The sequence below is a fragment of the Kitasatospora sp. NPDC101108 genome (assembly GCF_055584725.1).
This window is the reverse complement of sequence record NZ_JBVJLM010000002.1, coordinates 42,273-61,860: the sequence shown is the minus strand read 5'-3', so window position 1 is coordinate 61,860 and position 19,588 is coordinate 42,273. Positions and strand designations below refer to the sequence as shown.

25 protein-coding genes and 4 pseudogenes are annotated in these 19,588 nt (G+C 69.7%); 20 read left to right on the top strand and 9 right to left on the bottom strand.

Going from position 1 to position 19,588, the window contains the following annotated elements; all coding sequences use genetic code 11:
* Positions 1-32: 32 nt before the first annotated feature.
* Positions 33-1,154, bottom strand: coding sequence for an alpha/beta hydrolase (locus tag ACZ6Z8_RS05035; RefSeq protein ID WP_465606467.1), 1,122 nt, complete (start codon positions 1,152-1,154; stop codon positions 33-35).
* Positions 1,155-1,300: 146 nt separating this feature from the next.
* On the opposite strand from ACZ6Z8_RS05035, the gene ACZ6Z8_RS05030 reads away from it, so the two are divergent.
* From ACZ6Z8_RS05030 to ACZ6Z8_RS05000, 7 genes and pseudogenes are all read left to right on the top strand, one after another.
* Positions 1,301-2,227, top strand: a complete 927-nt coding sequence (locus ACZ6Z8_RS05030) for a hypothetical protein (RefSeq protein ID WP_465606465.1) — start codon at positions 1,301-1,303, stop codon at positions 2,225-2,227.
* Positions 2,228-2,413: 186 nt separating this feature from the next.
* Positions 2,414-3,031 (top strand): annotated as a pseudogene (locus tag ACZ6Z8_RS05025) (trypsin-like peptidase domain-containing protein); the annotation flags it as partial.
* A gap of 216 nt (positions 3,032-3,247) precedes the next feature.
* Positions 3,248-3,961 (top strand): annotated as a pseudogene (locus ACZ6Z8_RS05020) (Ig domain-containing protein); the annotation flags it as partial.
* 182 nt (positions 3,962-4,143) lie between these two features.
* Positions 4,144-4,608, top strand: a complete 465-nt coding sequence (locus ACZ6Z8_RS05015; protein ID WP_465606464.1) for a WXG100 family type VII secretion target — start codon at positions 4,144-4,146, stop codon at positions 4,606-4,608.
* Positions 4,609-4,618: 10 nt separating this feature from the next.
* Positions 4,619-6,865, top strand: coding sequence for a hypothetical protein (locus ACZ6Z8_RS05010; RefSeq protein ID WP_465606462.1), 2,247 nt, complete (start codon positions 4,619-4,621; stop codon positions 6,863-6,865).
* Positions 6,858-7,502 carry a hypothetical protein gene (locus ACZ6Z8_RS05005; protein ID WP_465606461.1) on the top strand — a complete coding sequence of 215 codons (645 nt, stop codon included), beginning with the start codon at positions 6,858-6,860 and terminating at the stop codon, positions 7,500-7,502. The genes ACZ6Z8_RS05010 and ACZ6Z8_RS05005 overlap by 8 nt, the downstream gene beginning before the upstream one ends.
* Positions 7,503-7,531: 29 nt before the next feature.
* Positions 7,532-8,197 (top strand): HAD family hydrolase, encoded by a 666-nt coding sequence (locus ACZ6Z8_RS05000; RefSeq protein WP_465606459.1) that lies wholly within the window; start codon positions 7,532-7,534, stop codon positions 8,195-8,197.
* On the opposite strand, the gene ACZ6Z8_RS04995 is transcribed toward ACZ6Z8_RS05000, so the two are convergent.
* On the bottom strand, positions 8,185-8,976 hold the full coding sequence (locus tag ACZ6Z8_RS04995; RefSeq protein ID WP_465606457.1) for an SDR family oxidoreductase: 792 nt from the start codon (positions 8,974-8,976) through the stop codon (positions 8,185-8,187). The genes ACZ6Z8_RS05000 and ACZ6Z8_RS04995 overlap by 13 nt on opposite strands.
* Before the next feature lie 104 nt (positions 8,977-9,080).
* Here ACZ6Z8_RS04995 and ACZ6Z8_RS04990 point away from each other — a divergent pair, with 104 nt between their 5' ends.
* Positions 9,081-9,935 (top strand): helix-turn-helix transcriptional regulator, encoded by an 855-nt coding sequence (locus ACZ6Z8_RS04990; RefSeq protein WP_465606455.1) that lies wholly within the window; start codon positions 9,081-9,083, stop codon positions 9,933-9,935.
* Here the strand turns inward: ACZ6Z8_RS04990 and ACZ6Z8_RS04985 are convergent.
* Positions 9,911-10,096 (bottom strand): hypothetical protein, encoded by a 186-nt coding sequence (locus tag ACZ6Z8_RS04985; RefSeq protein ID WP_465606453.1) that lies wholly within the window; start codon positions 10,094-10,096, stop codon positions 9,911-9,913. The genes ACZ6Z8_RS04990 and ACZ6Z8_RS04985 overlap by 25 nt on opposite strands.
* A gap of 179 nt (positions 10,097-10,275) precedes the next feature.
* Between ACZ6Z8_RS04985 and ACZ6Z8_RS04980 the strand changes: the two genes are divergently transcribed.
* The 3 genes and pseudogenes from ACZ6Z8_RS04980 to ACZ6Z8_RS04970 all read left to right on the top strand — a co-directional run.
* The gene (locus tag ACZ6Z8_RS04980; protein WP_465606452.1) at positions 10,276-10,431 is read left to right on the top strand and encodes a hypothetical protein; all 156 of its coding nucleotides are present in this window, start codon (positions 10,276-10,278) and stop codon (positions 10,429-10,431) included.
* A 42-nt stretch (positions 10,432-10,473) separates the two neighbouring features.
* On the top strand, positions 10,474-11,388 hold the full coding sequence (locus tag ACZ6Z8_RS04975; RefSeq protein ID WP_465606450.1) for an aminoglycoside phosphotransferase family protein: 915 nt from the start codon (positions 10,474-10,476) through the stop codon (positions 11,386-11,388).
* Between the two features lie 16 nt (positions 11,389-11,404).
* Positions 11,405-11,563 (top strand): annotated as a pseudogene (locus tag ACZ6Z8_RS04970) (IS982 family transposase); the annotation flags it as partial.
* Positions 11,564-11,576: 13 nt separating this feature from the next.
* On the opposite strand, the gene ACZ6Z8_RS04965 reads toward ACZ6Z8_RS04970, so the two are convergent.
* Positions 11,577-11,813, bottom strand: a complete 237-nt coding sequence (locus ACZ6Z8_RS04965) for a winged helix-turn-helix transcriptional regulator (protein WP_465606448.1) — start codon at positions 11,811-11,813, stop codon at positions 11,577-11,579.
* Positions 11,814-12,163: 350 nt separating this feature from the next.
* Between ACZ6Z8_RS04965 and ACZ6Z8_RS04960 the strand changes: the two genes are divergently transcribed.
* The gene (locus tag ACZ6Z8_RS04960; RefSeq protein ID WP_465606447.1) at positions 12,164-12,532 is read left to right on the top strand and encodes a 5-carboxymethyl-2-hydroxymuconate Delta-isomerase; all 369 of its coding nucleotides are present in this window, start codon (positions 12,164-12,166) and stop codon (positions 12,530-12,532) included.
* An 11-nt stretch (positions 12,533-12,543) separates the two neighbouring features.
* Here ACZ6Z8_RS04960 and ACZ6Z8_RS04955 read toward each other — a convergent pair.
* The 3 genes and pseudogenes from ACZ6Z8_RS04955 to ACZ6Z8_RS04945 all read right to left on the bottom strand — a co-directional run.
* A pseudogene (locus ACZ6Z8_RS04955) lies at positions 12,544-12,966 on the bottom strand (transposase); the annotation flags it as partial.
* 3 nt (positions 12,967-12,969) lie between these two features.
* A complete protein-coding gene (locus tag ACZ6Z8_RS04950; RefSeq protein ID WP_465606445.1) occupies positions 12,970-14,160 on the bottom strand; it encodes an alpha/beta hydrolase family protein in 1,191 nt (396 codons plus the stop codon).
* A gap of 165 nt (positions 14,161-14,325) precedes the next feature.
* Positions 14,326-15,162, bottom strand: a complete 837-nt coding sequence (locus tag ACZ6Z8_RS04945; RefSeq protein ID WP_465606443.1) for a hypothetical protein — start codon at positions 15,160-15,162, stop codon at positions 14,326-14,328.
* A gap of 71 nt (positions 15,163-15,233) precedes the next feature.
* Here ACZ6Z8_RS04945 and ACZ6Z8_RS04940 point away from each other — a divergent pair, with 71 nt between their 5' ends.
* Positions 15,234-15,542 (top strand): cupin domain-containing protein, encoded by a 309-nt coding sequence (locus ACZ6Z8_RS04940; protein WP_465606442.1) that lies wholly within the window; start codon positions 15,234-15,236, stop codon positions 15,540-15,542.
* Between the two features lie 50 nt (positions 15,543-15,592).
* On the opposite strand, the gene ACZ6Z8_RS04935 is transcribed toward ACZ6Z8_RS04940, so the two are convergent.
* Together ACZ6Z8_RS04935 and ACZ6Z8_RS04930 are read right to left on the bottom strand one after the other, a co-directional pair.
* Entirely contained in the window at positions 15,593-15,817 is a 225-nt protein-coding gene (locus ACZ6Z8_RS04935; RefSeq protein ID WP_465606440.1) for a DUF397 domain-containing protein, read from the bottom strand.
* Entirely contained in the window at positions 15,814-16,677 is an 864-nt protein-coding gene (locus tag ACZ6Z8_RS04930; RefSeq protein ID WP_465606438.1) for a helix-turn-helix domain-containing protein, read from the bottom strand. The genes ACZ6Z8_RS04935 and ACZ6Z8_RS04930 overlap by 4 nt, the downstream gene beginning before the upstream one ends.
* Positions 16,678-16,971: 294 nt before the next feature.
* On the opposite strand from ACZ6Z8_RS04930, the gene ACZ6Z8_RS04925 reads away from it, so the two are divergent.
* The 7 genes from ACZ6Z8_RS04925 to ACZ6Z8_RS04895 all read left to right on the top strand — a co-directional run bounded on the left by ACZ6Z8_RS04925 (position 16,972) and on the right by ACZ6Z8_RS04895 (position 19,582).
* Positions 16,972-17,340 (top strand): ATP-binding protein, encoded by a 369-nt coding sequence (locus ACZ6Z8_RS04925; protein ID WP_465606437.1) that lies wholly within the window; start codon positions 16,972-16,974, stop codon positions 17,338-17,340.
* Positions 17,337-17,633 (top strand): hypothetical protein, encoded by a 297-nt coding sequence (locus ACZ6Z8_RS04920; RefSeq protein WP_465606435.1) that lies wholly within the window; start codon positions 17,337-17,339, stop codon positions 17,631-17,633. The genes ACZ6Z8_RS04925 and ACZ6Z8_RS04920 overlap by 4 nt, the downstream gene beginning before the upstream one ends.
* Positions 17,621-17,779, top strand: coding sequence for a hypothetical protein (locus ACZ6Z8_RS04915; RefSeq protein WP_465606433.1), 159 nt, complete (start codon positions 17,621-17,623; stop codon positions 17,777-17,779). The genes ACZ6Z8_RS04920 and ACZ6Z8_RS04915 overlap by 13 nt, the downstream gene beginning before the upstream one ends.
* 87 nt (positions 17,780-17,866) lie before the next feature.
* A complete protein-coding gene (locus tag ACZ6Z8_RS04910; RefSeq protein WP_465606431.1) occupies positions 17,867-18,070 on the top strand; it encodes a hypothetical protein in 204 nt (67 codons plus the stop codon).
* Between the two features lie 7 nt (positions 18,071-18,077).
* A complete protein-coding gene (locus ACZ6Z8_RS04905) occupies positions 18,078-18,224 on the top strand; it encodes a hypothetical protein (RefSeq protein ID WP_465606429.1) in 147 nt (48 codons plus the stop codon).
* 139 nt (positions 18,225-18,363) lie between these two features.
* Positions 18,364-18,540: a hypothetical protein gene (locus ACZ6Z8_RS04900; RefSeq protein ID WP_465606427.1), complete on the top strand. Its 177-nt coding sequence runs from the start codon at positions 18,364-18,366 to the stop codon at positions 18,538-18,540.
* 115 nt (positions 18,541-18,655) lie between these two features.
* Positions 18,656-19,582 carry a hypothetical protein gene (locus ACZ6Z8_RS04895; protein ID WP_465606426.1) on the top strand — a complete coding sequence of 309 codons (927 nt, stop codon included), beginning with the start codon at positions 18,656-18,658 and terminating at the stop codon, positions 19,580-19,582.
* Positions 19,583-19,588 lie beyond the last annotated feature (6 nt).

Here is a 19,588-nt window from a genome sequence, read left to right as displayed (position 1 = left end):
GACGAGGCTGTGAGCCGGGTGTGATCTGTCGGCTATGCGGCGGGCGGCATGGTGATGTGCTTGCCCAGCCACTCCAGGGCCGGGGGGATCTCGCGGGTCCAGGTGTGGAAGTTGTGGCCGGCGGTGTCCAGGGTGATGGTCGACATCTTGGTGGGGGCCTTGAAGGCGGCGACCATGGCCTTGGTCTCGTCGTAGTTGTTCTCGTCGTACGCGGTGGTCAGCAGCAGCGAGACGGGGGCGGCGGGCTGGTTCTTCAGCCGCCACAGCAGGTCGTTCTCCTGCTTGAGCTTGTCGTTGCCGCCGAACAGGTCACCGGTGGTCGGGTCGTGGGCGGCGCTGTAGTAGCCGGAGAGCGCGACCGCCGCCGGGTAGGAGTCGGGCTTGCGCAGCGCGAACTTGAGCGCGCAGTAGCCGCCGGTGGAGTTGCCGATCACGGCCCGGTTGGCCGGGTCGGTGCCGATCCGGTAGGTGGTGGCGAGGGCCTTGGGCAGGTCGGCGGTGAAGAAGGTCTCGACCTGGGGGCCGTTCGGCACGTCGACGCACTCGGTGTCCCGGTCGCCGACCAGGGTGGGCCGGGTCATCACCAGGATGGTCGGCGGCAGCTTCTTCTGCTCGATGGCGTCGAGGGTGGACGCCGGGTACTGCATCAGCGAGATCAGCTTCTCCGGGGTGCCCGGGTAGCCGGTGAGCACCACGGCCATCGGGAAGCGCTGCTTGGCGAAGCCCGGCTGGAAGTACTGCGGCGGGAGGTAGACGTAGGCCTCGGTGCTCAGGCCGCTGCCGGCTCCTTTGACGTCGACCTTCTGGATCAGCCCGGAGCGGTCGGGCTCCGAACCCTGGGCCGAGTAGAACTTCTGCTCACCGGTGACGGACACCCCGGAGGCGTTCGGCTGGTGGTCGACCACCGTGCCGAGCCCGCCGCTGGTGCCGAGCAGGTCGGTCCAGGAGCTGTAGAAGCCGAAGTAGCTGTTCGCGATCAGGCCCATGGCGGCCAGCACCGAGAGCTGGGTGGCCAGGAACGTTCCGATCCGGCCCAGCCAGGACTTCCAGCCCTTCCCGCCGAACTTCGGCCAGAGCCACATGGTGGCGGCGAAGACGACGATCGCGAGGACCGAGGCGATGATCTGGAGGGGGAGTCCGGTGAGACTGAGCACGGGCCCGATCGTAGTTGACCCGGATGGGTGGGCCGGACGGCCCCTTCGGGTGATCTGTTGAAATCTGTTGACCGGGAGGTCCGTGCTCGGCAGCATGTCACGGGGTGTCGCGTGCTGTGCGCGCCGGGTGTCAGTGGGGTGGGGTCATGAGGTCCTTCGGGAAGGCCGGTCTGGCCGTCGGTACGGCGCTGCTGCTCGCGGCCTGCTCCGGCGGTGGGGGTGGTGGCACCCGCTCCTCGTCCACCGGTGCGGCGACGGGCCTGACCGTTCCTCAGGCCACGCCGACGCCGACGCCGTACGGCCCGGTGCTCAGCGCGAGCATCGACCCGCTCAACGCCGCGCTCGGCCAGGTGTCGGGGGCCAAGAACCTCGCCGACCTCGGCACCGTGCTCACCACCGTCTCCACCAGCGCGCAGACGGCCGCCGACAGCCTGGGCAAGGCGGACCGGCCGGCCGCGGTCTCCAAGGAAAAGACGGTGCTGGTGCTTGCGCTGCAGCTGCTCGCCAAGGACGCGACCACGGTCCGCGGTGACATCAAGTCCCACAGCGTCTGCGCCCTGGACTCGGCCGAGGCCGAGCTCGGCGCCTCGCAGGGGCTGGCGGGGGTGTCGGCGGCCCTGAGCAAGATGGCGGATGCCGGCTACTCGACCACCTTCGCCGTCCCGCAGCTGCCGAAGCAGCAGTCCCGCTCGCTGGACAACGGCACGATGGTCAGCAAGGGCAAGCTGCGCGGCGAGGGCGTGTTCAAGGTGGACAACGGGACCAAGAAGGACGCCGTCGTCTCGCTCGTGCTGAACGGCAAGACGGTGCACTCGATGTTCGTGGGCAAGGGACAGAAGGCCAGCATCGAGGGCGTGGAGGACGGGACCTACGACGTCTACGTCTCCGAGGGTGCGGACTGGGACTCCGAGGCCAAGGCCTTCACGCAGAACTGCGCCTTCACCAAGTTCGAGGACAACTTCCCGTACGAGACCGGCAGCACCGCGACCTCCTGGGAGATCACCCTGCAGCCGGTGGCCGACGGCAACGCCAAGACCAACGACGTGGATGCGAACTCCTTCCCGCAGCCGTAGCGTTCACGGCCGCTGCCCTTAACGGGCATACCAGGACGGGTTGTTGCCAATCGATGGCACAACCCGGCCTGTGCAGTGGCGAGTTGTGCGGGAACTGTTGACCGCTTGAAGTGGCCATGGCACTTTCGTGCGGGCGCGGGCCTCGGCGACCAGCCGGGAGCCCCGCGATCCCCCACAAGGAGAGCCATGTTCAAGAGACTTGTCGCGGTGGCCGGTACGAGCGCCGTCGTCGCGGGCGGGCTGGCCTTCGCGGCCGTCCCCGCGCACGCCGTCCAGGCGGCCGACCTGACGTCCACCATCGCGCTGGACGACTGCTCGGCCTCGCTGGTCCGGTTCCCCGCCTCGGTGGCCGGCGACCGGGCCATGATGCTCACCAACGGGCACTGCCTGCCCACCATGCCCTCGTCCGGCCAGGTCATCCAGAACGTCGGCGCCAGCCGCAGCGGCACCCTGCTGGACGGTGCCGGCAACAGCCTCGGCACCGTCCAGGCCGACAAGGTGATCTACGCGACGATGACCGGCACCGACGTCGCGCTCTACGAACTCACCGACACCTACTCCTCGATCAGCTCCAAGTACGGCGCCACCGCGCTGACCGTCAACGACGCCCACCCCACCGACGGCGCCTCGATGTACATCCCGTCCTCGTACTGGAAGCAGGTCTGGAACTGCTCCGTCAACGGGTTCGTGCCCACCCTGCGCGAGGACCAGTGGACCTGGCACGACTCGCTGCGCTACAGCTCCGGCTGCAACACCACGCACGGCACGTCCGGTTCGCCGATCATCGACTCCGCGAGCGGGCGGATCGTCGGCATCAACAACACCGGCAACGACGACGGCCAGATGTGCACCCTCAACAACCCCTGCGAGGTCGCCGCCGACGGCTCCACCACGGCCACCAAGGGCCAGAGCTACGGCGAGGAGACCTACTGGTTCACCACCTGCCTGAACTCCAGCCGCGCCATCGACCTCACCGTGCCCGGCTGCCTGCTCACCAAGCCGGCCGGCGCCGCCGTGTCGGTGGCCAGCCCCGGTGACCAGTCCAGCACGGTCGGCGGCGCGGTGAACCTCCAGATCAACGCCTCCGGCGGCACCGCCCCGCTGTCCTACAGCGCGACCGGCCTGCCCGCCGGGCTGTCGATCAACTCCTCGACCGGCCTGATCTCCGGCACCGTCTCCACCGCCGGCAGCTCCAGCGTCACCGTCACCGTCACCGACGCGGCCGGCAAGTCGGCCACCACCAGCTTCGGTTGGACGGTCGCGGGCAGCGGCGGCGGTTCCTGCACCCCGGCCCAGCTGCTCGGCAACCCGGGCTTCGAGACCGGCTCGGCCGCGCCGTGGACGGCTTCGAGCGGCGTGGTCGACAACAGTTCCTCCGAAGCGGCCCACGGCGGCAGCTGGAAGGCCTACCTGAACGGCTACGGCAGCAGCCACACCGACACGCTGTCCCAGACGGTCACCATCCCAGCGGGCTGCAAGGCGACGCTGAGCTTCTGGCTGCACATCGACACCGCCGAGACCGGCTCGACCGCGTACGACAAGCTGACCGTCTCGGTGAACGGCACCACGCTGAAGACCTACTCCAACGTGGACGCCGCCACCGGCTACCAGCAGCGCACCTTCGACCTGTCCGCCTACGCGGGCAAGAGCGTCACCGTGAAGTTCACCGGCACCGAGGACTCCTCGCTGCAGACCAGCTTCGTGATCGACGACACCTCGATCCAGACCAGCTGACGCCCGATCGGCAGAGGGCCCGGCGGCTTCGGCCGCCGGGCCTTTCCGGTTTGGCGTCGGCCGCGCGCTCAGATTTCGCTCAAATTTTTACGCAACAACGGCCAATGGTTAGGCTGCCCATTGAGTCGAACGAATGGGCGATCCGTTGGCGGGGGCCACACGGTTTTTGGGGGCGGGAACGAGTGACTGATCTGGATTTCGAGCGCAAGATGAATCCGTGGCTCTTCGACAGCTCCGGGAACCTGACGGAGGCGGCGAAGAAGCAGTTCCCGGACCTCGCCGCTGCCGCCGCCGGTGCGGCGGCCCCGGGGTGGGCGCCGCCACCGGTGTCCGTGGAGGCCCCCAGTGGGCCGACGGTGAAGGTGAGCCCGGAGGCGCTGCGCAAGGCGGGGACCAACGCGGGCACCCTGCACACCGACTTCGACACGGCCGCCAAGGGTGTGTGGAAGGACCTCCAGAGCAGCCTCCAGGGCATGTCCAAGGACTGGGCGATCGTGGGGGCGGTCCAGGCCGCGCACGAGATGTGGGAGGCGCAGGCGCAGGCGACCAGCCAGGCGATCGCGGACATCTCCACCGGCCTGATCAGCAATGCCGACCAGTACGCGCGCGCCGATCAGGTGAACGCGCAGAACCTGCAGACGAACTGAGGCCGGCGACATGAGTACCTTCTCCGACCTGCGCCAGGAGACGTTCAAGGGCATCGAGGCCCTGGCCTCGGCCTTCGAGTCGCTGACGCGCAACTGGAAGCTCTCCTCCGAGTTCACCGGCGACATCCTCACACCGCTCCAGGGATCGAACTGGCGGGGTGACGCGGCCGAGCGGGCCGCCGCAACCATCACCAAGACCCGTAATGAGCTGGATGCGGCCTTCGAGGAGGCCACCGCGATCGGCAAGGCCCTGAGGGACGCACACACCGAACTCGCCGCCGCCCGAGCGGACCTGGACGCGGCGTTGAAGAGGGCCGCCGACCACTCCCTGACGGTGGACGCGGACGGCGTCAACATCAGCTGGCCCGCGCCGACGAGCGACGCCGACAAGCACGACCCGACCTACACCACCACGTACAAGGAACTTGCCGAGTCGGTGGGCCAGGACATCGCGAAGGCCGTGGCCCGTGCGAAGGCGGCTGACACCGCGGCCGCCGCAGCGCTCGGCGGCGCGACCGGGAAGAGCAAGACCGCATTCCAGCCGTCGAGGGGCCCGGAGGAGCAGGGCGAGAGGGCGGCGGACCTCCTCAAGCTGGCCGGGAACCTCTCCGACGCCCAACTCGACGAGCTCAACAAGACCCTGAAGGCCAACGCCAACAACCCGCAGTTCACCACCGCCTTCTACGGGCGGCTCGGGCCGGACGGCTTCCTCAAGTACTACGGTCAGCTGGCCGTGGCATCGGCGGACAAGGGCAACCGCTCGACGGCCATCGCCGACCTCCAGAAGAACCTCGGCACGGCACTGGCCACTGCCACCGACAGTCACAACTTCCCGCATCTGTCCGACGAGTGGGAGGCGGGCCTGCGCCGGGCCGGAGCCACTCGGGTGGAGATCCTGCCGCGCGGCAGCAACCGGGTCAGTGGCAGCGTTCAGCCGTACGGCTACCAGATTCTGGCGAACATCCTGCGGACCGGAAAATACGACCCGCACTTCCTCAACCCGGTCGCCGAACACGCCACCCAGCTCAGTGAGATGCCCGGCTTCTGGACGTCGACGCCGTGGCTTCCCAGTGACCTGGACCAGATGAAGTTGCTGGGCTACACGCAGGGCGCCCAGGGGGGCGGCTTCAATCCGATGACCGGAGTGCTGGACGCGCTCGCACACAATCCCCAGGCCGCGACTCAGTTCTTCCACGATCCGAAGACGGAGTACAACCTCGACGGATCGGTCAAGGCCTTCAACCAGGACAACAACTACCTCCGGGCGCTGACCGTGGGAGGTGACCGCTCGCCGCTCCAGGACATCTGGAAGGGGAACGACTACTTCGCCAGCGGCCACGCGGAGTCGCCTGAGGTGCTGGCCCTGGGCCATGCGTTGGAGGCGGCCACCACCGGGCGCTCCTACGACGCACCTGAGGGCACCCCCCTGCCGCAGCACACGCCGGAGATGGCGAAGGTGATGCAGCAGGTGGTCGATCGCTTCGGGAGCGACGACGGTCCCAAGCTGCTCCGCAATGGAGCCGACTTCGCGGGCCTGGCGCCCAGCCTGGGCCATCTGACCGCGGCCTACATGGGTGACGTGCACGTGGCGCTGAATCCGGAGGACAGCGCCCTGACGACATACGGCGCGCCGGCGAAGCTCAACCAGGGGAACACCGAAAAGCTGTTGGGGGCCCTGGGCCGCAACCCCGACGCCTTCGGCGCCATCGCCCAGGCCCAGCAGGCCTACACGACGGCGCGCATCCAGGACGTGATGCTGCACCGGGACACCTACGGTCCCGAGTTCGACCTGGCCGTGACCAACGCGGCGCACTCCGGCGGCGAGGTGGCCGGGTATCTCACCGCAGGCCGGACGGCCGGGTTGGTGGACGAGATGAAGGGCCAGGCCAAGGCGTACAACGACTCCATCAGCCAGAACGCCATGTGGGGGAAGGCGGTCTGGGCCGCGACCGGCGGCAGGGTGGCAGGGGATCTTCCCGTCGTCGGCAAGGGCATGTCACTGCCGGTGAACTACCTCATCGACCAGATGGCGTCGAGCTACTACATCGACCCGAACACCGCGGACCAGGCCACGCGTGCGGACGACGCGGGCTTCAACGCGGCTGCCGCATCTGCCAAGAAGACGGTGGAACAGGCAGCGCAGGGAACAGGGTTGAATCCGAAGCAGATCGAGGCGCTGGCCGGGGGGGCCGCGAAGGGCGTGCTGACCGGCGGTACCTACGCCGCGGGTCGCTTCGGCCGGGCCGTCAATGGCTGAGGACAGGCGGCGCCTGCGGCGGTGGCTCGCCGCCGGGGTCGCGGCGGTGGTCCTCACCGGGGCCGGGTTCGGGTGGTGGTGGCGGTCGGCCCACGCACCGGCGGAGTTGCCTGCCAGCGCCTGCTGGTCGGTGCTCACCCGGGCTGACCTCAAGCCCCTGGCGGGTGACGCGCACGGGACGTTCGTCGAGCACTATGAGCTGGAAGGCGGGCAGCTCCACCCGACCGCGGATGGCCAGAAGTGCGAGGTGACTCGGAACACGGGGCCCTCCATCTTGAGCATCACGGTGCGGTCGATGGACGAGTCCCTCATGAAGCTCGTCTACGGCGCTGACTCGAAGGTGCCCAGGAGCCGGCTCGATTTCGGTGCGGACGTGCAGGGATGGGTCGAGCAGGATGACGTGGGCCTCGCGCTCCGGTGCGACAACCCGGAGAACACGCGTATGGGCCGGCCGTACGTGGGGGTCCAGGTCCTCGCGTTCACCCGTCCGCAGTCGGACAGTATGCACCGGGCGGTCATGGACATCGCGTTGAAGACCGCCAAGGCCGTCGTGGCGGACTTCCCTTGCTCGAACTCGGTGCGGTTGCCAGACAGTGTTCCTGAGTCGGCGACGAACTTCCCGCCGCCGGGGCCCTGACCGGATAGGGCTCACCATATGCTCATCGGATGAGCGAGCCGATAGACCTGGTGATATTCGACTGCGACGGCGTCCTGGTGGACAGCGAGGTGATCGCCGTCCGCGTCCTGGTGCAGCTGGGGGAGGAGTTCGGCTGGCCGCTGACCGAGGCGGAGGCGATCGAGCGCTTCGTCGGCCGGTCCGAGGCCGCCAACCACGCGATGGTCGCCGAGCGCCTCGGCGAGGAGGCCGCCACCCTGTTCGACAAGCGGTTCCGGGAGCTGCACGCCGAGGCTGTGGACGCCGGGCTGACGCCGGTGCCCGGCCTGCCGGAGGCGCTGGACGCGCTGGAGGCGCTCGGGCTGCCCACCTGTGTGGCGTCCAGCGGCACCCACGAGAAGATGCGCCACACCCTGGGCCGCACCGGGCTGTACGGCCGCTTCGAGGGCCGGATCTTCAGTGCCACCGAGGTCGGGCGCGGCAAGCCCGCGCCGGACCTCTTCCTGCACGCCGCCCGCAGCATGGGCGTCGACCCGGCCCGCTGCCTGGTGGTCGAGGACAGCGGGCCCGGCGTGCAGGCCGCCCGCGCTGCCGGGATGCGCGCCCTCGGTTACGCGGGCGGCGTGACGGCGGCGGAGCGGCTGGCCGGGCCGGGCACGGTCGTGTTCGACGACATGCGCGGGCTGCCGGGCCTCATCGCCGCCTACCAGGGGTAGTGGCCGCCCTCCGGGTGGAAGAACTGGCCGCTCGGCCCCGCCAGCGCCTCGCCGAGCTGGCGGGCGATCCGGCGGCCGCCCTCCTCGACGCTGGACGGCCCGGAGTGGTGGTTGAGGTCGGTCGCGCAGTGGCCCGGCTCCAGCGAGCTGACCTTGATGCCGGCGTCCCGCAGACTGCGGGCGTAGACCAGGGTGACGGCGTTGAGCGCGGCCTTGGAGGTGTTGTAGCCGAGCAGCATGGTGTGCTCCCCGGCCGGGTGGTCGAGGTCGGTGAGGACGGCGGAGCTGCCGAGGCCGCTGGAGACGTTGCCGATCAGGCCGGCCCGGGACCTACGCAGCAGCGGCAGCATGGCGTTGGTGACGGCGACGACGCCGAACACGTTGGTCTCGTAGGTCTCGCGCAGGGCCTCGAAGGTCAGCTGGTCCGGGGTGGTGCCGAAGTCCCGGGTGATGCCCGCGTTGTTGACCAGGGTGTCCAGGCGGCCGTACTCGGCGGCGATCAGTTCGGCCGCGGCGGCGATGGTTGCCGGGTCGGTCACGTCCAGGCGGACGAAGCGGGCGTCCAGGCCCTGCTCGGCCAGCCCGGTGGCGGCCGCGGCGCCGCGCCCGGGGTCGCGGGCGCCGATCAGCACGGTGTGTCCGGCGCGGGCGAGTTCGCCGGCGGTGGCCAGGCCGATGCCCTTGTTGGCGCCGGTGATCAGGACGATGCGGTGGTTGCCGTGGTTGCCGTGGTTGCCGTGGTTGCCGTGGTTGCCGTGGTTGTCGTGGTTGTCGTTCATGCGAACCACCCTGGCCGGGCCGTACGAAGCGCGGGAGAGCACTGCCGAGGGTGGTACCGGCGGTCCCATGGTCGGCGCGCGGCGGCCGGGCCACACTTGGGGGTGTGGAACACGTGGACCGGGCGGAGCTGGCCGCCTTCCTGCGGCGCTGGCGGGCCCGCATCCAGCCCGCCGACGTCGGCCTGCCGGCCGGGGGCCGGCGCCGTACCCCGGGCCTGCGCCGCCAGGAGGTCGCGCAGCTCGCCGGGATGTCGGTGGAGTACTACATCCGGCTCGAACAGGGCCGCGGCCCGCGCCCGTCCCGGCAGATGATCGGGGCGATCAGCCGGGCCCTGCGGCTGTCCGAGGACGAGACCGCCCACCTGCACCACCTGGTCGGCGAGCCGCCGCTGCCCCCGAGCGCCATGCCCCGCGACGTAAGGCCCGGCATCCTGCACCTGCTCGACCGGCTGGACGACACCCCGGCCATGGTCTGCAGCGCCGCCCGCGACGTCCTCGCCTGGAACGCCATGGCGGCCGCCCTGCTCGGTGACTTCTCCGCCCTGCCGCCCGGCGAGCGCAACCTGATCGGGCGCTTCTTCACCGACCCGGACGCCCGCGCCCTCCACGACCCCGCCGGGCAGGCCGACTTCGCCCGCCGCGCGGTCGCCGACCTTCGCTCCGCCGCCGCCCGCTACCCCGCGGACAGCGACCTGCGCCGCCTGGTCGACCGGCTGCTCGCGGGCAGCGCCGAGTTCCGCGACCTGTGGGCCCGGCAGGACGTCGAAGTGCGCCGCTCGACCACCAAGCGCATCGTGCACCCGGTGGTCGGCCCGCTCGACCTCGACTGCGAGGCCCTGCACGACCCGCACCGGGACCAGTGGACGATTTTCTACACGGCGGCGCCCGGCACCTCCTCGCACTCCGCCCTGCGGCTGCTCAAGGTGGTGGGGAGTCAGGACCTCGCGGCTCGGCCCTGAGCCGCCGACCGCAGGGCGGGGACGGCCAGTTCGAGGAACTCGCTTACGGGGCCCGGGCGGTCACCGTCCTCCGGGACGGCCAGGCAGGTTTCGACGGCCTCGCGCACCCGCTCCGCCGCGGTGTCCACGGTCGCGGTGATCCGCCGCGCCTTCTCGTACAACTGCCGCCCGGCGTCGGTCAGTTCGACGCTGCGGGTGGTACGGGTGGAACTGGGCGCAGCCCAACTCCTGCTCGAACGCCCGGATCTGTCGGCTGAGCAACCGGCTGGGCGATGAACAACGCCTCCGCCGCCCGGCCGAACCGGCCGTGTAGGCGGACGGCGCGCGGACGCTGCTGCTGATGGACCCGGGCTGGGTGCGCACCGAACTCGGCGGGCCCGGGGCCGAACTGAGCGTGGAGGAGAGCGTTCCCGGAGTGGCGGAGACGATCGAGCGGTACCGCGGCAAGGGCGGCCTGCACTTCGTGGACCACCTGGGGCAGCTCGTGCCCTGGTAATTCGTTTGCCGGGAGTAGCCGGTGCTGGCAGGGTCGGGCGCCATGCCCCGGAGAATGCACGCGGACGAGCTGGAGACGGACGAAGCCCTGGTGCGCCGGATGGTGGCCGCGCAGTTCCCCCGATGGAAGGGGCTGCCGGTGGAACTGATCGACTCCGCCGGGACCAGCAACGCCATGTACCGGCTGGGCACGGACCTGGTGGTGCGGATCCCGCGCATCCCGGGGGCGGCCGAGGACATCGCCAAGGAGTACACCTGGCTGCGCCGTCTGGCGCCCGAACTGCCGCTCGCCGTACCGGCGCCGGTGGAGCTCGGCGAACCGGTGGACGGGTGCCCGTGGCCGTGGTCGGTGCTGCGCTGGCTGGAGGGAGCCAATCCGGTCGCCGGGCATGTTCCCCAACCCGGCCGGATGGCACGGGACTTGGCGGTGTTCGTGACCGCGATGCACCGGGTCGACCCGGCCGGCGGTCCGGCCTCCTACCGCAGTGAGACGCTCTCGGAGCGGGACGCGGCGGTCCGGCGGGCGGTCGCGGCGCTGGGTGATGCGGTGGACGCGGACACGGTAACCATGGTGTGGGAGACCGCACTTGCGGCGCCGGCGCCCCCCGGCCCGCCGGTCTGGATCCACGCCGACCTCCAGCCCGGCAACCTGCTGGTCGACGGGCGCGGCCGGTTGAGCGCCGTCATCGACTTCGGCTGCGCGGGCCTCGGTGACCCGGCCGTGGACCTGATCCCCGCCTGGTACGTGCTCCCCGCGCCCGTCCGCGGCGCCTTCCGGACGGCCGTCGGCGCCGACGACGCGCAGTGGGCGCGGGGGAGGGGTTGGGCGCTGTCCGTGGCGCTGATGGAGCTGAGCTACTACCGCGAGACCAACCCCCGGATGGCCCGCACCGCCCGCTACGTGATCGGCGAGCTGCTCGCCGATCACGTAGCGGGCCCCGGTGTCCTGGACGATTGATGTCAAGGGCTCGCCCTTCAAGGCCCAGCTCGACCTCGAACGCCACCAGGGCCGCACCCGGGGCGCAGTGATGGTCCGCGTCCTGCGACGCGTCCTCGCCCTGACCAGCGCGATCCGGCACAAGGACCACACCGGCCGACCCGTCGTGCGCTCGCTGACCGCCTACGACCACTGACCCTTCGCATCATTCACTGGACAGGATCGGGCTCCTCGGGGCGTGCGTCGAATGCGGCGCGGGCCGCGTGGACGCGGGAGGCGTGGTCGACGGCCCGGTCGGCGATGGCGGTGGTGAGCTCGCCGGCGGCGTGTCCGAGATCGGTGAGGGAGTACTCGACGCGCGGGGGCACGGCGGGGTGGACCGTGCGGGCGACGAGGCCGTCGCGTTCGAGAGCGCGCAGGGTCTGGGTGAGCATCTTCTGCGTCACGCCGTCGAGCAGGCGACGCAGCTGGCTGAATCGCTGGTCCGGGGGAGCGGCGCAGGGCGGCGAGGACGTACAGGGACCGCCAATCACTCCTTCGTGCGCGGGCTGGGTGCGGACGAGGTCCTCGCGAGAACCCCAAGCCGTTCACCTGGACCAAGACCGCCGAGGATCCCGGACGCTAGACGAATGAGTCCGATGTCTGGCGAGGTCGCGAACTTGGGTAGTCGGACGGGCACCTGAGTCGCGTGGAGCTGACTTACGGTAATTGTGCGCAGTGGCGAGGACCGCCCGGTATCGGGCGCTCCTCACTGCGAGGATGGCCAGAACTACGAAGCCCGAACCTGGAGCGCCTGATGCCGCACATCACTGTCGACTACTCCGATTCCCTGTCCGCCGCCTTCGATCGCCGCAGCTTCGCGCTCGAATTGCATCCGCTCACAGCCGAGGTCATCAAGGACACTGTCGACAACTGCAAGACACGCTTCCGGCGCGTCGAAGAGACGTTCGTGGCCGACGGAGCGCCCGCGCACGCCGTGATACACGTCGAGTTCGTGATCCTGCAGGGCCGTGCTGAGACGGTCAAGGCGGAGCTGAGTCACGCCGCACTCGAGTTGATACGGAAGCATGTTGCGCCCGCGCCCGGCGTGATGGTGCACGCGTCTGTGGACGTGAGCGAGCTCGGGAAGGCGTACTGCAAGCACGTTATTGGCCTCGACCGGTAGAGCCGATGTGATCAGTGGTCGTAGGCGATCAGCGAGCGGGTGACCGGTGCGCCGATCAGGTTGTTGTGCCAGATGCCGACGGCCATCGCGAGGATCCGCTGGATTACCCGGACGGCCACGCCCTCGAAGGTCCGCTCGCCGTGTCGTTCCAGGTCAAGCTGCCCTTTGAGGGTGTCGTTGACCGACTCGATCAGCTGGCGGACCTTCTTGAGCATCGGCTCGCCGTACCGCTTCTTCTCACGCTTGAGCGAGGGCCGCAGGAGCTCGATGCCCTGCTCGGCGAGGTCCTTCTCGAACGGCTTGGAGGCAAAGCCCTTGTCCGTGATGAGCAGGATGTCCTCACGCTCGGCGACCAGGTCGGCGTCGACTTCGAGCATCGCCGCCAGGACCTCGCGTTCGCCGATCTTCGGGTTGGCCAGCGCCCACAGGATCGGCGTCTAGTGCTGGAAGAGCACTTCCGGATTGTTCGGCGAGGGGCCGTCCAGCAGCGGACTGTGGATCCCCCTCAGCGTCTGGTCGAAGAACGCTGTCACGTACTCGCGGGTGATCGCCACCCCGCGTTCCGGGGACAGGGGCGGCGCCGGGAACCCGGCCTCCTTCAGAAGCAGGTCCAGGTCGCTGAAGCTGAAGTGGTCGGCGTCGGCGACCGTCAGCCACTTCTTGTAGCCGCCGAGGGCGGCCCAGGGGTGCTCCCAATCGGTGTTGGCGGCCGTACCCAGCATGAGGAACGGCCGGTCGATCTGGCCGGGCATCGGGTCCGGGTGGAAGGAGCCGTCCAGGTTCACTCCGGCCCGTACTCGCGGGTCGGCGATCATCGTGGCGGCGGCCGCCGCTCCGCCGAGGGAGTGTCCGGCCATGCCGATCTCGTGCTTGTCGATGAGGTGTGCCAGGCGCCACGCGGTATTGCCGTGCGTCAACTGGTCGATCACGAAGGACACGTCCCGCGCGCGGCTGGCGGCGACGGAGTCGAAGTCGAGCTCCGGGTCGTCGCAGATCGCGCACGGCGGCGTCTGGCCGTTCGCCAGCGTCTCGCCGCTGTCCTCGTGGGTGTGGCCGACGAGCGCGACGACGTAGCCGTGACTGGCCAGGTCGGTCGCGAGCGAGGTGAGCGTCCAGCGCGGGTTCTCGTACGAGGGCGAGAGGACCACCAGTGGATGCTTGCCGTGCTGCGGCTGCGCGCTGTCGAAGGCGTGAGTGGTGACGCCGGCAAGGCTCTGCGGGGTGACGCCGGAGCTCGCCGGCAACCCCCGGCGCTGGATGGCTCCGGCTGCCTCGGCGAGCGTCATGTAAGGGGCCGGAGTCCCGGTCCCGGGGACGGCCGGGTAGACCATCGTGACGGTCAGTTGGCGGGGGCCGGATGACGGCACCCACGGGTCGGGACGGCTCTCGTCGGTGAGGTGGATGACGTCCTCGCCGGCGGCGTAGGGGCCGGTCGGCGCGGGGAGCGTGCCGTGGAAGGACCGAGTGGGCGCGGTGGCCGTGGCAGTGGCCGGTGCGGTGTCGAACGCGTGCGTGGCCACCGGTGGGGCCGACGGTGTGGTCGTGGCGGCGAGCCCGGTGCCGGTTCCGGTGACGAGGGCGGCGAGCGCCAGCGCCGCGACGGCGCTGATTCGGCGATTGCGTTTCATGGGGTCGACGCTAGGTTCCGTGGCTCCGTGTCGAATCGGCCCACCGATGTAAACAAGCTGGTGTCGCTCATAGCCCCGGGAGGTACCGGAGTAATCCGCCGGGAGTATGTCGTGCGGCGAGGGGTTCCCATCGTCGGCATCGTCGAGCGCCACCTTCGTCGTGGCCTACTCGGCGTTGCACTGGGCAGGGCCGACCTCGTCGACAGGGTCGGCGGGCAGGCGCCACTCCCAGGGGAAGAGGTCTGCGGCCCAGGCGGGGTCGGAGGAGGCGGCGGGGGCGCGCAGGAAGGTGCGGTGGCGGAGGAGTTCGCGGCGTTCGGCGGGGGTGAGGAGGCGCTCGTCGGGGCCGAGGTTTCCGTAGTCGTCGGGGTCGAGGTCGGGACGGCCGTCGATCGGGGCCTCCTCCGCGACGTTGAGCAGGTCGCCGTCGGGGGTGCGGTAGTCGAGGCGGAAGTCGGTGCGCCACTGGGAGTTGTTGCCCCAGCCCTGGGAGAGGTCGCAGGTGGGGCGGTGGGCGCGGCGGTGGGTCCAGTAGAGCGGCCAGCGGTCGGCAACTCCGCGTTCGGCGTGGTCGGCGCCGGCCCGGACCCGTACGCCGGCACGGCTGAACAGGAGCTCGCCGAGCATCAGGCCGGGCCACCGGACGTCGAGGATCTCGATGGGGGAGTCGGGGTCGTCGGCCTGTTCGACCTCGGTGATCTCGTGCAGGAACGGGTCGAATGGGGAGCTGGTGTCGAAGGGGGTCATGCCGAGGGCGGTGAAGAGGTGCAGATAGGGCTGGAGTTGGGGGTCGAGGAGGAGGTAGTCGCTGACGCGGCTGAGGGCGTAGAGCTCTTTGAGAAGGTCTCCGTCGTTGGCCCACCAGTGGTCGTGAGGGAAGGCGGCCGTCTGGAGACGGGCCCGGTAGTCGTCGGTGGCGGCCTGGGCGAGCCAGGGGGCGATGACGTCCTCGTAGGGGCCGTCGGTGTCGAGTAGCGCCTCGTACAGCGCGCGAGCGTTCACCCTGGAGATCCTGGCAGGTTTTGCCAAACGGTCGACCGATTTGATGGTCGGCCCGGATAGCGTGCCTGGTCATGAGCTTGGTGGATGTGAGGAACGAAGCGGCCCAACTGCCCGATGCGTGGCGTTCGGTGGTGCTGGGGCAGGTCGGGGCGGCGGCGGTGAAAGTGCTGCGGATGGACGGCCGGGAGCTGGAGCAGGAGGTGCACGGGACGGCCGAGGTGCTGTTCGTCGCCGACGGTGTTCTGGAACTGGAGCTGGAGGGGGAGGCCCTGACGGTCGGCACCGGCGAGCTGTGCCGGGTACCGGCGGGCAAGCGCCACGCGGTTCGGGCGGGAAGCCGTGGAACGCTGCTGATCGTGGAGGTCCCCGAGGGGGAGTGACGGACGGCGGCGCCTCGCCCGGAACCGGGTGAGGCGCCGCGAAATGGTAGTCAGACGAGACCGAAGTCGAACTCCCCATCGGCGACGGCGTTGACAAAAGCAGTGTGGGCCGCGCGATCGAAGGCCAGCGCTGGACCGGATGGGTCCTTCGAGTCGCGGATGAGGGCGACTGATCCGCCTTGGCGCGCGATCTCGATGCAGTTCCCAGAGTCGTTGCTGTGTGAGGACTTGCTCCAAGTGAGATTCAGGACAGAAGCGTTGGGGTGGAACGTCATGTGAGCTTGTCTCTCTGGTCAGTGATGATGGCGAGCGAGTCGTCGAAACCGAGGGCGTCGGCCCTGATCGCGTCGAACTTCGCCCCGTAGATTTCTACGTCGGTGACCTCTTCGACCCAGAGGTTGCTCAATGTGCCGTCCACCATGACGACATCGAGGTCCTGGCGCTGTGGGAAGCCGAGGATGGTGAAGGCACCACCCATTCCGTGGTGAGCCGGCGCGCCGATCGGCATGACCTGGATGTTGATGTTCGACTGGGTGGCTCGATCGATCAGGCGGGACAGCTGTTCGGCCATGACGGCAGATCCGCCGACGCCAGATCGGATGGCTGCCTCGTGGATGACCGCCCAGAGCGTAAGGGGCTCGGATCGGGTGAGCGCACCTTGCCGGGCCATGCGCACGTCGACCAAAGCCTCGACGTTGACATCGGGTCGCATGCTGATCTTCCGGATGATCTCGCGCGCGTATGCGGGAGTCTGCAGTAGTCCGGGGATGAAAGCGCCTTCGTAGGTGCGGACGGATGAGGCGCTGGCCTCAAGGGTGATCAGATCGCCGAGCTCCGGGCTGATGTGCGCGCCGTAACTCTGCCACCACATGCCGCGTTGAGAACCGTTCTTCGCCATGTCGACCAGGGCTGAAATCAGATCGGTGTCCTCGCACTTGTACAGCGCAAGGAGCCGTCGGACATCGTCGACCTTGGTGGCACCACGGCCGTTCTCGATGCGGGACAGCTTCGGCTGGCTCATGCCGCTCAGAGCTTCGCCGACTTCCTCGTGCGAGAGGCCGGCTTCCTCTCTCCTGCGGCGCAGCTCGGCTCCGAGTTGCCTCCGTCGAACCGTTGGACCCGTTGTTCCGGCCATCCCCGCCCTTCCTGAGCCTCGCCGACCAGTCTGCCTTCCCGGCGGTCACGTTCGCCACCGGCAACCCCCACTCTAGGAGCCGGGGTTGGCGTTCGATTTGGATATATCCAAAATTCTGAGACGAGTTGCCAAGAGCAAGCTCTTGGCCCCATGCTGACTGTGACGAGCCGCACACAGACGGCAATCGCCAGGTGTCTCGCTGTGCGCTCGCATCACGATCACGCTTCAAGCGGTCTCTCCTGAGTGACCATCAATCGCTGCGAGGCGTCTCTCGACTCCCACGGAGGTTCCTTCGTGTTCTCCCTCTCCCTCCCCCCTGACTGGTCGGCCCCGCGCGAGGAGTTGCGCGAGGCCACCTCGCGCGCCGGGTGGAAGCCCGACCTGGTCGCCGACGCCGAGGTCGCGCTCCTTGAACTCTTCGTCAACGCCTGGCGCCACGGCGGCAGTGCGGCGCCCATCGTGGTCGTGGTCCTCCTCGACAGCGTCCTCCGCGTCTCCGTGAGCGACCAGAACCCGCTGTTCCCCACCCAGCGCGACGACCCCGACCCCTACGCCGTCTCCGGCCGCGGCCTGCACCTCGTCCGCTCGCTCACCCACCGCTTCGGCACGGAGCCCCGCAAGACCGGCAAGTCCGTCTGGTTCGAGCTGGACGCCGCCGCGTGAGCACCCCCTCCGCCTCAGCCGCCGACGACCGCGGCAGCCGCCCGATCCAGCCGGACGACCCGCTGATGCGCACCTACACCGAGATCGAAGTCGCCTACCTGCTCGCCGAACTCGCCGAGCGCGGCCGCCGGTTCGGCCTCCTCTGGCCCTCCGCCGCCACCGACAGCGTCGTGGACGGCCGCGTCCTCGTCCGCTTCGGCCACGCCCCGGCCAGCACCGTGCTCAACCTCCTCACCCTCCTCCGCTCCCACGACCACGACAAGACCGAGGACGACACCCCGTGCGACTCCTGATCGGCCTCGCCCTCCTGTCCCTCCTGATCCTCGCCATCGCCGTCGTCGGCCTCGGCGCGATCGCCGTCCTGCGGATGCCCCACCGCCCGGACGACGCCACCGCGACCACCCTCGCCCCCGCCCGCGACCGCCAACCGGTGGCCTGACCCCTCACCCCTCCCACGCCGCCCGGCCGGATCCACCGGGCGGCTGCTGAGGGGCGGACTGTCCGACGCCGAGCGTGCGAAGGTGCGGTGGTCGACCGCCCCGACGGCTACCGCGATGGGACCTGCTGGGTATGCCAGCGGGACGCGTTGGTCTGCGCGGGCAGCACGCGCCAGGCTCCCGGCGAGAGCCAGGGCACCTGTCACCCGATCTGTGACGACTGCATCGCCCGCGCCCGCCGGCCGCACCGCCGCGCCGCGCTGCGGGCCGCCCTCGACCAGCGCCCGGCGTAGGAACGGCGTGGACGACCAGGATTACTACCGCCAGTTGGCCGAGCGCGCCGCTCGCGGTCTCCCTACCCCCAGGCCCGTCGCCGTCGCCTACACGCTCTCGCTGCTTGCGCTAATAGCGCTGGCCACGGCGCTGATCGCCTCCGGCCGCTTCTAGCCGGCACCCCGCGCCCCAGGGCGCCCACAAGCCCCCGGCTCGTCGGAAAGGGTCTCTTCGGACCGGCCGGGCCGCACCACCCGCACGACTGTCCGCCCGCACCCGGGCGGGCAGAAGCCAACCCCGATTGGAGAGGCACATGAGCACCGCCACGATCAAGCCCGGTGACCCGGAGGTCACCAACCTGACCCGTCGCCTGGACCACAGCGTCCCGGACGGCGACTTCGCCCCCCGGACGGGCGTCGACTCCCTGACCCGTCGCCTGGACCACAGCGTCCCGGACGGCGACTTCGCCCCGGTGGGTACCGAAGCCTGATCGCAGTTCCACTGATGCCGGTTAGTTGACGGCACAGGCGGGTTGGCCCGGGCGTGACCGTCCGGACCAACCCGCCACCCGGCGTCGCACACATCACCATCAAGGAGAGTCCGCATTGAAGACCGCCATCGCCACCCGCGTCCCCGCCGGCTCCTTCTTCGACCTCGACAGGAGGGACCCGGACCTGATCCGGCTCCGCGAGCAGGGCGCCGAGCTGGCTCTCCCCTTCGCCTTGATGGAGCGCCTGGTGAAGACGGGCATCCCCTACGCCGCGCACGCCCGTTCTTTGCGCAGCGAGCCCGTGACCGTGGCCGGTGCGATGTTCGACTGGTTCGACGCCGAGCTGCCCGTCGAGATCGCCGACGAGATCAACCTGACGAACTACGAGATCGCCGAGCACACCGGCGAGCGTCGCACGGCGCTGACCCAGGCCCTGGATCGCCTGTCGCTGGTCCACCCGGACGGGTTCGATCGGGTACGCGAGTTCGTCCGGGGACTGCTGTGGGTGGGGCTCAAGCCCGGTGTGCACGTATCCTCGCTGACCAGCTCCAGTGACCCCGCGCTCCCGTACGTCATCGTGTTCTCGGACAAGGCGTCGCGCCACATCCCGCCGAACACCGTCAGCGAGCAGCCGTCTCACATCTACCTGGCCGAGAACCTGATGCACGAAGGCACCCACCAGTCGATCAGCTTCCACGTCCTCCAGCACCAGGTCTTCGCCGACGGATACTCCTCCCAGACCTCCCCCAAGATCAAGATCAGGTGGCGGGCCGGGCAGGGCGAGGACCGCAACCAGTACTGGGAGATCGACAGGGCCTTCCACGCGACCTGCGTCTACAACCAGCTGCTCCGGTTCCGCCAGACCGAACTGCGCCGCGACGACCTCACCCCCGACGAGCGTGCGAACTTCCAGAGCGCCTACGACGAGGGACTGCCGGCCGTGCGCTACCTCATGCGCGAACTGGAACTCCTCACCGAGCACTTCACCCCGCACGGTGTGGAGCTGTTGGCCGACCTGCGCCAGCGGACCGACCAGCTGTAGCGGCCG

What these genes read in the sequence shown, in the direction of transcription:
- ACZ6Z8_RS04900 (WP_465606427.1), top strand. Translation starts at nt 18,364, where the DNA reads ATGAGCACCGCCACGATCAAGCCCGGTGACCCGGAGGTCACCAACCTG.
- ACZ6Z8_RS05000 (WP_465606459.1), top strand. Translation starts at nt 7,532, where the DNA reads ATGAGCGAGCCGATAGACCTGGTGATATTCGACTGCGACGGCGTCCTG.
- ACZ6Z8_RS04960 (WP_465606447.1), top strand. Translation starts at nt 12,164, where the DNA reads ATGCCGCACATCACTGTCGACTACTCCGATTCCCTGTCCGCCGCCTTC.
- ACZ6Z8_RS04935 (WP_465606440.1), bottom strand. Translation starts at nt 15,817, where the DNA reads ATGACGTTCCACCCCAACGCTTCTGTCCTGAATCTCACTTGGAGCAAG.
- ACZ6Z8_RS04980 (WP_465606452.1), top strand. Translation starts at nt 10,276, where the DNA reads ATGGACCCGGGCTGGGTGCGCACCGAACTCGGCGGGCCCGGGGCCGAA.
- ACZ6Z8_RS05030 (WP_465606465.1), top strand. Translation starts at nt 1,301, where the DNA reads ATGAGGTCCTTCGGGAAGGCCGGTCTGGCCGTCGGTACGGCGCTGCTG.
- ACZ6Z8_RS05005 (WP_465606461.1), top strand. Translation starts at nt 6,858, where the DNA reads ATGGCTGAGGACAGGCGGCGCCTGCGGCGGTGGCTCGCCGCCGGGGTC.
- ACZ6Z8_RS04940 (WP_465606442.1), top strand. Translation starts at nt 15,234, where the DNA reads ATGAGCTTGGTGGATGTGAGGAACGAAGCGGCCCAACTGCCCGATGCG.
- ACZ6Z8_RS04930 (WP_465606438.1), bottom strand. Translation starts at nt 16,677, where the DNA reads ATGGCCGGAACAACGGGTCCAACGGTTCGACGGAGGCAACTCGGAGCC.
- ACZ6Z8_RS04950 (WP_465606445.1), bottom strand. Translation starts at nt 14,160, where the DNA reads ATGAAACGCAATCGCCGAATCAGCGCCGTCGCGGCGCTGGCGCTCGCC.
- ACZ6Z8_RS04975 (WP_465606450.1), top strand. Translation starts at nt 10,474, where the DNA reads ATGCCCCGGAGAATGCACGCGGACGAGCTGGAGACGGACGAAGCCCTG.
- ACZ6Z8_RS05010 (WP_465606462.1), top strand. Translation starts at nt 4,619, where the DNA reads ATGAGTACCTTCTCCGACCTGCGCCAGGAGACGTTCAAGGGCATCGAG.
- ACZ6Z8_RS04995 (WP_465606457.1), bottom strand. Translation starts at nt 8,976, where the DNA reads ATGAACGACAACCACGACAACCACGGCAACCACGGCAACCACGGCAAC.